8 protein-coding genes and 1 pseudogene are annotated in these 13,162 nt (G+C 39.5%); 2 read left to right on the plus strand and 7 right to left on the minus strand.

What is annotated here, in order from left to right; translation table 11 throughout:
* Window positions 1-1,216: 1,216 nt before the first annotated feature.
* The 3 genes from L654_RS0116285 to L654_RS0116300 form a co-directional block, all read right to left on the minus strand.
* A complete protein-coding gene (locus L654_RS0116285; protein WP_024608457.1) occupies window positions 1,217-1,417 on the minus strand; it encodes a ribosome alternative rescue factor ArfA in 201 nt (66 codons plus the stop codon).
* A gap of 472 nt (window positions 1,418-1,889) precedes the next feature.
* Window positions 1,890-4,418 carry a TonB-dependent receptor gene (locus tag L654_RS0116295; protein ID WP_024608458.1) on the minus strand — a complete coding sequence of 843 codons (2,529 nt, stop codon included), beginning with the start codon at window positions 4,416-4,418 and terminating at the stop codon, window positions 1,890-1,892.
* A gap of 253 nt (window positions 4,419-4,671) precedes the next feature.
* On the minus strand, window positions 4,672-5,631 hold the full coding sequence (locus tag L654_RS0116300) for a HAMP domain-containing sensor histidine kinase (protein ID WP_024608459.1): 960 nt from the start codon (window positions 5,629-5,631) through the stop codon (window positions 4,672-4,674).
* A 200-nt stretch (window positions 5,632-5,831) separates the two neighbouring features.
* Here L654_RS0116300 and L654_RS0116305 point away from each other — a divergent pair, with 200 nt between their 5' ends.
* Window positions 5,832-7,154, plus strand: a complete 1,323-nt coding sequence (locus L654_RS0116305) for an HD domain-containing phosphohydrolase (protein ID WP_024608460.1) — start codon at window positions 5,832-5,834, stop codon at window positions 7,152-7,154.
* 74 nt (window positions 7,155-7,228) lie between these two features.
* The gene (gene hemH / locus L654_RS0116310) at window positions 7,229-8,248 is read left to right on the plus strand and encodes a ferrochelatase (RefSeq protein ID WP_007583511.1); all 1,020 of its coding nucleotides are present in this window, start codon (window positions 7,229-7,231) and stop codon (window positions 8,246-8,248) included.
* Window positions 8,249-8,815: 567 nt separating this feature from the next.
* Here the strand turns inward: hemH and L654_RS0116315 are convergent.
* From L654_RS0116315 to L654_RS0116330, 4 genes and pseudogenes are all read right to left on the minus strand, one after another.
* A complete protein-coding gene (locus L654_RS0116315) occupies window positions 8,816-9,136 on the minus strand; it encodes a hypothetical protein (protein WP_024608461.1) in 321 nt (106 codons plus the stop codon).
* 9 nt (window positions 9,137-9,145) lie between these two features.
* Window positions 9,146-9,889, minus strand: coding sequence for a nuclear transport factor 2 family protein (locus L654_RS0116320; RefSeq protein WP_024591140.1), 744 nt, complete (start codon window positions 9,887-9,889; stop codon window positions 9,146-9,148).
* Between the two features lie 251 nt (window positions 9,890-10,140).
* A pseudogene (locus L654_RS01000000126240) lies at window positions 10,141-10,882 on the minus strand (ferredoxin--NADP reductase).
* A 515-nt stretch (window positions 10,883-11,397) separates the two neighbouring features.
* Window positions 11,398-12,996, minus strand: coding sequence for an ABC-F family ATPase (locus L654_RS0116330; protein ID WP_076915521.1), 1,599 nt, complete (start codon window positions 12,994-12,996; stop codon window positions 11,398-11,400).
* Between the last annotated feature and the right edge of the window lie 166 nt (window positions 12,997-13,162).

The raw sequence follows: 13,162 nt of genomic DNA on the forward strand, positions 1-13,162 counted from the left end.
AGACGCGCAGCTTGCTGGCGTTTAAAAGCACCGCTTTTACATTTAGTCGGATGCATTAGTAAACAAGTAATTAAATCACCACCGAGAAGTGAAGGAGGAAACAAGGAGCAGTGACTAACCATTACTCGTGTTTTCTCTGTGTAGCGCACAGCGCCTCGGTGAGCTCGGTGGTCAAATATCATATAACTTAAACAAATAGACTTTGTCTTCTCATTTACTCCTTTTTTCTTCTCTTTGTGCATTCATATTTTTAAGAGCTGTTATTCACAAAGAGGTTTAGAGGCGCTGCGTTTTTAGAGGATAGCTTGGGAGTTAAAATAATAAAGAACTAAAAGTAAAAGCGAGGTATAAAACCTCACCTACACCGTGCAAACCCATCACAAACAGTTAAAAATAATAGTTTTAAAGGTTAGAAACTACACTTCTAACTTGAGTATAAGCACCTGTAGACGCGCAGCTTGCTGGCGTTTAAAAGCACCGCTTTTACATTTAGTCGGATGCATTAGTAAACAAGTAATTAAATCACCACCGAGAAGTGAAGGAGAAAACAAGGAGCAGTGACTAACCATTACTCGTGCTTTCTCTGTGTAGCGCACAGCGCCTCGGTGAGCTCGGTGGTGAAATATCATATAACTTAAACAAATGGACTTTGTCTTCTCATTTACTCCTCTTTTTCTTCTCTTTGTGCATTCATATTTTAAGGGCTGTTATTCACAAAGAGGTTTAGAGGCGCTGCGCTTTTAGAGGATAGCTTGGGAGTTAAAATAATAAAGAACTGAAAGTGAAGCATAAAACCTCACCTACATCAATACCGAACCCGTAGGTGCGAATTTATTTCGCGCTCAGGTACGTGGCTTTAATGTTTAAAAAGCGAGGTGTAAAACTTCACCTACATCGTGCAAACACCAAGCCCGTAGATGCGAATTTATTTCGCGCTCAGGTAACGTGGCTTCAATGCTTTAATAGCCAGGTATAAAACCTCACCTACATCGTGCAAACACCAAGCCCGTAGGTGCGAATTTATTTCGCGCTCAGGTAACGTGGCTTCAATGCTTTAATAGCGAGGTATAAAACCTCACCTACATCGTGCAAACACCAAACCCGTAGGTGCGAATTTATTTCGCGCTTATGTAACGTGGCTTGTATGCTTTAAAAGTAAAAGCGAGGTATAAAACCTCGCTTACTATATTCAAAAGCCCTATTTGATCGGTGCTATTTAAGCCGCGATTAAATAGGACTCTTGTCCTGAATGCTTGTTGTTGCGTTTAAACGAACCTTTGCCTTTTTTAGCTTTAACTACTTGTGGTTTAAATAATTTAGAGGTGACCAACGCTGCTAGTGCATTGTGGTTTATCACGCCTCGTCCTGTATCTACCGCGCTGGTGTTTGCGGTTTTTGCTTTAGATTTTTTAGTCATATATTTCCTATCAACTAGGGCCTGTTGACCTTTCAGGATTAAAATTTGTTCAATCTAGGGGCTGTTTAATCGCGGCGCGAGGTTTGTAACCTAGTGGGCTAAGTAAAAACCGAGCAACAAAGAGTAAATAGCCCCTGGGCAGAACCCTTCGGGCAGCGCATGTTTGGCATTTGTGCTTCGTTATCGCCTATTTATGGGGAATAACCACACTACACAGGCTCTGCCTTGCCTGAATACCAAACATACTGCTGCAAATTCAACCTCGAAAGATAAACAGGTCCTAATGGTTATTTTAAGTTAAATAATAAAAAGGCTTTTATGTTGGCCTATTTAAGAGATGGCGATTGTAGGCTTAATTTTCAACCGCGCAAGTATTTTTAATGCCCAACAGGTACTTTTTTAATAATAAAAAAAGTATAAAAAAAGCGCAGTTAATAACTGCGCTTAATATTACTTTAGTTTGCTTTATAAATTAAAAACTAAAGCTTACTTTTGCATAGTACGTTCTGCCGTCAAAGCCGTAAGGTAATGCACGTACTGGATATTTAAATGCACCATTAGTAATGGCATTAAGCACCTCATCATCACCTAGTTCATCAGGAGTTTCATCAAATACATTATCGGCACCTACCGAAAGTGCAAACATGTCGTTAATTTGGTAGCTCACATTTAAGTCAACTAACACAGCAGATTCAACCGTACTTGTCGCTTTAAACGAGCCATCTGTTGCAAGCTCTATATGGTCGTTACCAAAGTATTTTACGTCTGTTTCGCCAAAGTAGTTAAAGCGAATGGTTGATGTGTAGGCATCGCGCTCGTAGTCAAACGTAAGCGTTGCACGTTCACTAGGTTGTCCGTCGGTAAAAAAGCTACGTTGTAGGTCGTCAAAAGCAACCGCTTCAGGAATACCGTCTTCAGCATTTACGCCGTCAATTTTAGTATCGTTTAGGTTACCTGCAAAGGTTACTCCTAAATTGCCGCCTTCAACTTCAGTGCGGTACGATGCAATAATATCAACACCTTGCGTAGTAGAATCAACCGAGTTTGAGAAGTAGTTAGCTTGCACTGCTCCTGTTGCTTGTAGCGCTGCAACTGCTTCTGAGCTAAACGATACGTCGTCAGCCGTAAGTAAGCTGCCAAGCGTAATACGGTCTTCAATTTCTACGCGGTAAAAATCAACCGTTAGTGAAAGCTCGCTTGTTACATCGTAAACAAAACCAGCACTGTAGTTTGTTGATGTTTCAAGCTCTAAGCTATCTACGCCTAACGCACTTGGGAAAGCTGTACCGGTGTCTGCAGTGAACGACTGCGTTAATGTACCGTCTGAACCTAAGTTAGTTGTAAAGGCTGTATAACCACTTTGTTGAAGCGATGGTGCTCTAAAGCCGGTAGATACCGCACCACGTACAGCAAAATCATCTGAAAATTCATAACGTGTTGCTAATTTACCAATTAAATCATCCCCAGCATCTGAGAAATCTTCATAACGTAGCGCACCACTGACGTTCCATGCATCGGTGATCATAGTTTCTACGTCTACATAAACTGCGTAGCTGTTACGGTCGCTGTCGTTAGCCGCTTCAGGGCGTAGGCCGTTATAAGCCTGAAAACCACACTGTGCAAATTGATCCGGATCGTTTACTGATGGGTACGAGGTATCCATATTTGCTAGTCCACAGGCGTATGATGCTTCATCGCCAGGCACTATTTCGTAGTTTTCTTTACGGTATTCAGCGCCTACTGTTACATATAAAGGTTCACCACGGCCAATATCTACAATACCGTTTACATCAAGGTTAAGCGTTGTTTGATCAAATCTAAAACCACCTGAGTAACCGCCACTAGGGCCTGAATTTGCTGCAATATCGGCATCGCTTGCACTTGGGTTATTAAATAAATACTCAGCCGCGTAAGAAGCGTTTAATGTATTGCGTGATGTAAAGTCGTATTGGTTTTCACCATAAACAGCCGATACATCGTAATTCCAATCGGTATTTATATCGCCTTTAAAACCAAGCGCGACTGAAATATCTTGTGCTTCGTTATATATGCGCGGTAAAAAACCATCACTATATACTTGGGTTACGTTTTTAGAGGCTTCGTTAAAGTTACGGTAAAAACCATTACCCAGCGCCGTGCGCTCTGAGTAGCCACCAAACGAGTAAAGCTCGCCGTCGCCCATTGGTAATGCCATGTTGTAAAATAACGACGTAAATTCACTTTCTGAGTTACCTTGGCCCCAGCGTACATCTTCACTTAGCGTACCTGGTTCAACATTAAGCGACCCCCCCGTATCGCGCTCGGCGCGGTTAGTGCCATCGGCATCACGGTACTCAAGCGATAGGTTAATAAAGCCGCCTTCGCTGCCTAATTCAAAACCACGGTTTAAACCTGCTGAAATAGTGTCGCCGTCACCTTCACTTGTGCCGCCGTATTGTACAAAACCCGTTGTAATACCGGTTGAGTTATTAAGAGATAAGTTAATAACACCTGCAATAGCATCAGAGCCATACTGCGCTGCAGCGCCGTCGCGTAATACTTCAACGCCTTTAAGCGCTGTTAGCGGAATGGCATTCATATCAGTACCCGCAGCGCCTGCGCCTACTGTACCGTTAAGGCCAAAAATTGATTGGTTATGACGACGTTTACCATTTACTAATACAAGGGTTTGATCTGGTTGTAAGCCACGAAGTGTTGCAGGTCTAAATAAATCTGAACCGTCTGATACTTGTGTACGCGAAAAGTTAAATGAAGGCGCTGTCGCTTGAAGGCTTTGGCCTAACTCGGTAAAACCACCTTTAGTTAAATCATCCGCGTCAATTAAATCAATAGGAGAAGAAGACTCTGTAGAGGTACGGTTAGATACACGCGATCCTAATACAGATATTTGCTCTATGTTTTTAGCAGCTTGCACTGGTGCTTCTTCTGCGTTAACAATGCTTGGTGCGCTAAACGCGAAAGCAACGGCTACAGCAAGTGTGTTTAAACGGTATGTTGGCATAGTGACGACCCTGTTTTTTTGTGTTCTTATAATATGTGTGTGGTTATGGTGCTCATAACCTGTTGCAAACATCCTAGCAACATATGCAAACAAAAAGAAATGAAAAAAACTAAATATTTGGTCTAAGTATGCAAATAAATTTCAAGATAAGAAAAAACCACGTTTAATCGATTAAAATACACGCTACAAGAGCATTAAACTTCAAAAACAGATCTATTAACTTTTTATTTACATTGTGGTTTTGTTTGTTAGTTTACGCTTTTAAAGGTAATAGGCAGCGGATGGTCGTACCTGTACCTAATGTGCTGTTAACTTCTATTTTTCCGCCATGATCGCTCACCATAGCGTATACAAGTGTCATACCCATACCGGTACCTTCTCCAACTTCTTTTGTTGTGTAAAAAGGGTCAAACATATGCGCTATTGTATCTTCACTCATTCCACAGCCATTATCTTTTACCTCAATACAGATATTTGTGTTTAGTTCAAAAATATTAACCTCAATAATGCAGCCTTTTTCTAAATCAAGCTCGCATGCTTGCCAAGCATTCATTAATAGATTTACAAAAATTTGATTAATTGATGATAAATTACACCAAATAAGTGGTAGGGGTTCAAACCGCGTTTTTATTTCGCATAATTTAAGTTTGCTACTTAATAATCTTAAAGCATTATTAGCACCCGTTGTTACATCGGTTAGTTGTTTATCTTGCGAGGAGGAGGGGTGGGCAAAGTTTAATAAGTCATGCACAATTTGTTTTATTCGTTTGAGCCCTTCAACGCTGTCGTTAACTTGTCCCTGCAAATTGTTATAAAGCCACGCATACGCATACGGATACTGTAAATTGAGTATGTCGATTTCGTGTTTAAAACGGCTTTCTTTAATTTCATTGTTTAAGTATTGCTCGTTAAGTTTTAGCAACGTGATAAGCAAAGGGGTAGAATTTTGTAAGCTTTCTATATTACTCATTGCATAGGCAAGCGGGGTATTTATTTCATGGGCTACGCCTGCACAAAGCGTTCCTAAGGTTGCCATTTTTTCGGTTTGCACAAACAGCATTTGCTGGTGTTCTAAATCGGCTACTTTTTTTTGTAATTCATTATTTATGGCAACTAAAACGGTGCTTTTATCTTTGAGTAATTGTTCTGCGGCCAAGCGCAGCTTTTGTTCGTTTAAAAAAGCACGTTCAAAATTACCATCTGATCCATTCATTCCTTTCATCCATATAGATAACTTTATACTTAACGTTTAGTCGTCTACATGCAAATTTGCAACTTTAGTGTGAGCATTTATCTACTTATAGATAATAACCACATTAGGTGACTCCTACTCTATATAAAAGGTAAGCATAAACAGGTCACGGATGTTTTTTTAAGCTATTATTTAGCCAGAAGTAATTTAAAGGCGGCGCAATGACTCAAGCAACACCAAACACACCAATGAATCAGGTTGATGTACTTTGTATTGATGATGACGAAATAGTACTACGCACGTTAACACGACTACTTGAAGTAAATGGCTTAACGGTTATTGTTTGCGATAATCCGCAAAACGCACTAACACTTTTTAAAAATCATGAATTTGGTTTAATTATTAGCGACATGCGGATGCCAGTAATGAACGGTGCCGAGTTTTTAGAAAAAGCGCGTGCGCTGGCACCCGACACNATTTTATTAACCGGTTACGCCGATATACAAACAACCCTAGCGGCTGTTAACCAAGGGCAAATAAATGGTTATATTCAAAAACCATGGCAAAACGACTTATTACTTCGAAGCATTAAAGATAGCCTAGAAAAATTTGCGTTAAAAAAGCAAAACAAAAAATTAGAAACACAAGTTAAGGCACAAAACCAAGAACTACTTGAGCTAAACAACACGTTAGAGCAACGAGTAGAAAAACGCACCTTACAAATTAAACAAGTTTTAAAAAAGCTAGAAGACGCCAACGAGCGCGAAAAACAAGAGCACAAATCAACCGTTGAGCTGCTATATAATTTTGTTAACGCAAACCCTTACCTTGATGGCAACAAAGCACAAAATATTGCAAATACCTGTACACAAATAGCGCTTTACTTAAACCTGTCGCAAAAAAGCATCGATCTTGCCCCAATGGCGGGTTATTTAGCACAAATAGGTTTGCTTGCTATGGACCCTGAGCTTTATAAAAAACCGCTAAATCGGCTAAATGAGCAACAACGTAAGACCTTTTATACTCACCCAAGTACAGCACAATTAATGCTAATGCCAGCAATACATTTACACGATTTATCGGATGCTATTTATTATCAGTTTGAACGTTTTAACGGAAATGGAATGCCCAAAGGCCTTGCTGGAAACGACATACCGATAGGGGCTATGGTATTAGGTTTAGCGCGCGACTATTGGGATGCGTTTGAGCAGAGCAATGCAAGCGATGAAAAGCAGCGCCATGAGGATGCACTCGAAAGTGTAAAACTTTATAGTGGTTCGTTTTACCACCCTAAAATAGTTCGTGCGCTTGAAGCAAGCCATGCAAAACTACACGAACAAAAAAGTTCAGCAGGATCAGTACTAATTTGTAATGCCCATGAGCTTAAAGAGCAAATGATACTCGGCCATGCTCTGCACAGCCATTCGGGTATAATGTTGCTGCCTAAATGTCATGTATTTAGCCGCAAATCAATAGAAAAACTGCAGCAACTAGAATCTAAAAAACCAGCCCCATTTAGAATTATGGTTAAAACTGCTAAATGATTGATCTAAACGGCAGTTTTTTTCGTTACAATGTGCATAAAATACATTATTGAATTTGCTTGAAGGAGCACTCTGTGTCGCGATTTTCTGCGGTTACTGACAATCCCCATGATGGGCGTTTTAACCAAAAAACGGGAATACTGCTTACTAACCTAGGTAGCCCTGATGCACCAACAGCTGCTGCGCTTCGTATATACTTACGTGAGTTTTTATCAGATCCACGCATTGTAGAAATACCACGCCTAGTATGGATGATAATTTTACATGGCATTATTTTGCGTGTGCGCCCTAAGCGTTCAGCTAAATTATACGAAAGTATATGGACCGAAAATGGCTCACCGCTTACTCACATTACTCGCCAACAAAGCGTAAAGCTAAATACCTTATTAAAAGAGCAAGGTTATACCAATACCGAAGTCGTAATGGCTATGCGCTATGGCAATCCCTCAATAGAGGCTGGCCTTGAGGAGCTTCGTGATAAAGGCTTAACGCGTATTATTATATTGCCAATGTATCCGCAATATTCTAGCCCAACCACGGGTTCAACGTTCGATGCTGTATCAAGCGTACTGCGCAAATGGCGCTGGGTGCCAGAGCTTCACTTTATTAATGGCTATCATAAAAACACCCGTTATATTGAGTCACTTGCTAATAGTATTAGTGAGGATTTAGAAGCGAATGGTATGCCACAAAAAATTGTTTTTTCGTATCACGGTATGCCTAAACTATTTTTAGAGCGCGGCGATCCGTACCATTGCCTATGTTTACAAACCACGCGCTTAGTTGTAGAAAAACTAGGTCTTGATAAAGACAAAGTAATTAGTACTTTTCAAAGTCGATTTGGTAAAGCCGAGTGGTTAAAGCCATATACCGATGCAACGCTTGAAGCCCTGCCTGATGAGGGTATTACCGATGTAGCCATTATCAGTCCTGCTTTTAGCGCCGACTGCCTAGAAACACTTGAAGAGCTAGAAGGCGAAAATCGTGAAATATTCGAAAATGCAGGCGGCAAAAAATACCGTTACATAGCTGCATTAAACGATAGAGACGACCATATAGAAGCTGTGTTTGATGTTATAAAACCTATGTTGTAACCCAAGCTTACTAAAGCATATAGCTAAATATATTTCGCATTAAGCGGTGTTAAAATTAACACCGCTTTTTTGTTTTTAGGGCTTTTAAAATATTTAGCTAATTAATCCACAAAGAGGTTAAGAGGCGCTGCGCTTTTAGAGTAATGATAAAACATAAATATACTGGTTTTTGTTTTTAGCTTTTCTCATTTACTCCTCTTTTACTTCTCATTGTGCAAATAAAAGCTTTTAAAGAGCTAATTAATTCACAAAGAGGTTAAGAGGCGCTGCGCTTTTAGAGTAGTGATAAAACATAAAAATACTGTTTTTGGCTTTCTCATTTACTCCTCTTTTACTTCTCATCGTGCAAATAGAAGCTTTTAAAGGGCGAATTATCCACAAAGAGGTTAAGAGGCGCTGCGCTTTTCGGAGTTTTTAAAGTAAGTGATACATATTGGCCGATCTGGTTTTTCTCAGTTATTACTGATTACTTTATCTTTGTGAAAGAAATTACTTATATTTTTAATAATAATTAAAATAAAAACGTATTGCGGAGGGGGAGAATACCTAAGCAACAGCAATTAAACGCTATCGCTTAAAGTATAAATCAATCGCTTTGGTGAGGAGCTCATCGAGTTGTTCTTCAAATTCTTCAATATTAATATCAAAGTGCTTTAAGTAAGCTCGAGCCTGAGCAAGTGATAAATTACGGCTGTTAACGCTATATTGTCGCTCGTCTATGGCTTTATCGTAACGAGGTAAAAATACAAATTGGCCATAAAATGGTGACTTAATATGTTTATTTGCAAAACGACAAAAATCTTCAACATGCTCAGCACCCTTAGGGCCAAGGCAACCGGGCTCAATGCGATACATTAAGCGAATTTTTTTGTCGTCATTTATTTGCATATAAAGCCTTTATCTAAAAAACAGTACGCGTACTATTTTTCCATCTTTAATTTGGTAACTCGAAATCAGTTCTGAGCGTTTATCAACTACCTTTTCGTCAGTTGAGCAGGTTTCTGATAGTTCGTGATCAATCACTATATCACCGTGCACTATGCGCTTAATGGGTGATGAGTGAATACACTTTAACTTTTTAAACATTAGCCCATAACGTTCTATTAGTTTTTCTTTACCTTTAAATAATAGCTCATTAGGGAAAATATAAAACTCAACATCTTCGGCATATACCCGAAGAAACTCTTCAATGTTACGCGCGTTATACGCTTTAACTAACTGCTCTACTACCGCAAGTGATTCGCGCGATTGCTTAGCTTTAGTTTGTTGCTTAACTGTCAGCGCTTCTTTTGCTTGCGTAACTGCTTTTTCAGCTTCGGCTACAGCCACTGCTTTTTCTATTTTATTTTTAGGCTTTTCAGTGGGTTTAATCTGCTCGTTACCCAATACCTTTGAATCGTCTGGTTTAGTCGCATCAATTGTTGGCTTTTTAAGCTCAGGTGCTTTGTATTCAAGCGTATTTACTTTGTCGTCAGCTTTGACTTGAGTTACTGATTGCTCATCTTCAACTTTTGGTTTTTCAGCGTTTGCTTGAGCTTCAACTTGCTTCTCTTTTTGCTCAGGCTCGCTTTGTTCTGCGGCGTAAGTAATAAGCGCAACGGTGGTAATTAACGAGGCAAAAATAATAGATAACGGTTTCATAACTTTCCTAAAATGAACACTAAACACGTGTAATACCAATTACATTAAATAAGCGATCTATTATAGCGTCAAGAAAATAGCACAATAACAAGGCGAAAATTGTGACATATAGTTACACTATATGAATAATTTTTAACGCAGTTAGTGAGTTATTTAATGCGATAGAATGATCATATTTTTGATGAAATTGGCATAAGGGTGCAACATAGCAAATTTTAACGTTATCGGGTAGTTAATACCACCACTGTAGCTTACCAGTACTGCTCTACGGTAATGTTACCGGGTGCTTNGGCGGTTACGCGTAAAGTTTTTATCGATAAGTAGCGCGGTCGTGTCTTTTACCATTTGTGGGTTTCCGCAAATCATAAATTGCGCGTTACTAGGCTCTGGGTTTAATTTTACATGTTCAAACAAGCGGTTGCTCTCAATAGCGCTAGTAATCCGGCCACTTAAGCCTTGCAATGGCTCTTCTCTACTTACAACAGGAATATAGTTGAGTTGTTCTGGGTACACTCTTAATAACTCGTTAATAAGTGCTTGATAGCTTAAGTCGTTATTAAAACGTACACCATGGACTAAGTTTATGCTTTTGTATTTTTTCCACACATCGGGCTGTTGCAATATTGATAAAAAAGGCCCTATGGCAGTGCCAGTACCTAACATCCAAAGCTGATCGCTTTGTGGTATTTCATCAAGAGTAAAAAAGCCGGTTGCGTGTTGTTCTATTAATACGGTTTCGCCAGGTTGTAATGTAGCTAAACGAGGAGAAAGCAAACCATCAATAACGTTAATAAGGTAAAATTCAAGATCGGGGTTTTCAGGGGCATTCACATATGAATAAGCCCGAGCGATACGCTTGTCGCCATCCATTATAGAAAGCTTTGTAAATTGCCCTGCTTTAAACGGCTCTACATTAGCATTAACGGTTAAGCTAAAGAGCGTTTCGCTCCACCATGTTACGCTTTTTACTGTTGCTTCAACCCAATTAGACATAGTTACCTCTTGGTTTAGCCATTAGAATTTTAAATAACTCACTCCATAAACATTAGCATTAAGTGACAAAGACTTACAGGAGAATATGACTAGATTTAAAGCAGTGATGTATGCAGTATTTACCAATAAAAATAATGTGAATAATTAGCTCTGCGATAAGAGCCATTAATTGCATAAGGAAAAGCGAAGCAGCAGTAACTAAGAAAAATAAAGTCAAAAAAACAGTGCTTTTTTATTTTATCACTCACTTTAAAAGCGCTGCGTCTTATATCACCATTAGTGAATTATTTACTTGAAAAACTATTGCACTAGGAGAAGCCAAAGAGGAGTAAATGAGAAGAACCAAGCCAGAAACGAGTATTTTATCACTGACTCTAAAAGCGTAGCGTCTCTTAACCTCTTAGTGAATTATTTATTTAAGCCTTTATTAATTAATTTTATAGTTAAACTCAAATTCCACACATAAAAAAACGGTGCTAAATTTAGCACCGTTTTTATAAGCAATTAGAAAAAGTTTACGCTTTTTTCTCTTCACAACTTGCTAGGTATTCGTCAAACGTACCTTGGAAGTCGATTACTTTTTTATCTTTAATATCAATGATACGCGTAGCTAATGACGATACAAACTCGCGGTCATGGCTTACAAAAATAAGCGTACCTTCAAAGTCTTTAAGCGCATTGTTAAGCGCTTCAATAGCTTCCATATCCATGTGGTTAGTTGGTTCGTCCATAACAAGCACGTTAACGTCTTGCATCATTAACTTACCAAATAACAGGCGGTTTTTTTCACCACCAGAACAGTTACGCGCTTTTTTGTTTGAATCGTCTGCTGTAAACAACAAACGGCCTAACATGCCACGAACCATTAAATCGTTGTGCTTAGCTGTACGCCATTGCGACATCCAATCAAACAACGTTAAATCGTTTTCAAAATCTTTAGTGCTGTCTTGCGGGCAATAACCAAAGGTCGCATTTTCAGACCATTTAATTTCGCCTTCATTACTTTTAAGCTCGTCTACTAAACAGCGTAAAAATGTAGTTTTACCCACACCATTTTCGCCAATTACAGCAAGCTTAGCGCCAGCTTCTAGTAGTAAGTCGCCACCAGTAAATAATGTTTCGCCATCAAAACCATGGCCAAGCTTATTAACTTCAAGCGCTTGACGATACATTTTTTTACCTTCGTCAAACGAAAGTGATGGGCTCATACGGCTTGAAGATTTAACTTCATCAAGCTTAATTTTATCCATTTTTTTAGCGCGCGAACTTGCTTGTTTAGCTTTAGAAGCGTTAGCACCAAAACGGTTAACAAAGTCTTGTAGCTCGTCAATCTCAGCGCTCTTTTTAGCGTTTTCAGCTAAAAGTTGCTCGCGTTGTAGGCCCGCAGCATCTAAAAATTTCTCGTAGTTACCAGGGTAAATACGCAGCTCGCCGTAATCAATGTCGGCCATGTGTGTACATACCGAGTTTAAAAAGTGACGGTCATGCGAAATAATAATCATCGTACATTTACGTTTGTTAAGCTCGTTAGCAAGCCACGTAATTGTATGAATGTCCAAGTTATTGGTAGGCTCATCCAGTAGCAAAATGTCAGGATTTGCAAATAACGCTTGTGCTAAAAGCACACGTAGTTTCCAACCTGGAGCAACGTTTGCCATTAACCCGTAATGAAATTCTTTATCGATACCCGCTTCAAGCAAAATTTCTTCAGCGCGGCTCTCTGCCGTGTAACCGTCCATTTCAGCAAATATGCTTTCAAGATCGGCTACTTTCATACCGTCGTCTTCGCTCATTTCTGGTAACGAGTAAATACGTTCGCGCTCTTGCTTTACTTTCCAAAGCTCCACGTCGCCCATAATTACCGCGTCTACAACGCTGTATTGCTCAAAAGCAAACTGGTCTTGGCTTAGGTTACCTAATTTCAACCCTGGAGTAATAGATACATTACCCGCACTTGGAACAAGCGCACCGCTTAAAATTTTCATGAAAGTCGACTTGCCGCAGCCGTTAGCGCCAATTAAACCGTAACGGTTACCGTTACCAAATTTAGCTGAAATGTTTTCAAACAACGGCTCTGCGCCAAACTGCATCGTAATATTTGCGGTGGAGATCAAAAAGGGTAATCCTAGATTAGTACTGACAGGAGTACGCTGCAGCAAAACGCCACAAACAAGAACCAGACAATAGGGTAAATTAGCTGGCGAATTATACAGATCAGCCACAACGAATGAAAGATAAAAGGCAGCTAATTTATAACCAAGCGAAAATAACGGCAATTCT

This window comes from Pseudoalteromonas sp. TAB23 (genome assembly GCF_000498075.1).
GTDB lineage: Bacteria > Pseudomonadota > Gammaproteobacteria > Enterobacterales > Alteromonadaceae > Pseudoalteromonas > Pseudoalteromonas arctica.

Excerpts from the sequence above, each read along its gene's own strand:
- L654_RS0116320 (WP_024591140.1), bottom strand. The coding sequence starts at position 9,889 with ATGAAACCGTTATCTATTATTTTTGCCTCGTTAATTACCACCGTTGCG.
- L654_RS0116300 (WP_024608459.1), bottom strand. The coding sequence starts at position 5,631 with ATGAATGGATCAGATGGTAATTTTGAACGTGCTTTTTTAAACGAACAA.
- L654_RS0116315 (WP_024608461.1), bottom strand. The coding sequence starts at position 9,136 with ATGCAAATAAATGACGACAAAAAAATTCGCTTAATGTATCGCATTGAG.
- L654_RS0116285 (WP_024608457.1), bottom strand. The coding sequence starts at position 1,417 with ATGACTAAAAAATCTAAAGCAAAAACCGCAAACACCAGCGCGGTAGAT.
- L654_RS0116295 (WP_024608458.1), bottom strand. The coding sequence starts at position 4,418 with ATGCCAACATACCGTTTAAACACACTTGCTGTAGCCGTTGCTTTCGCG.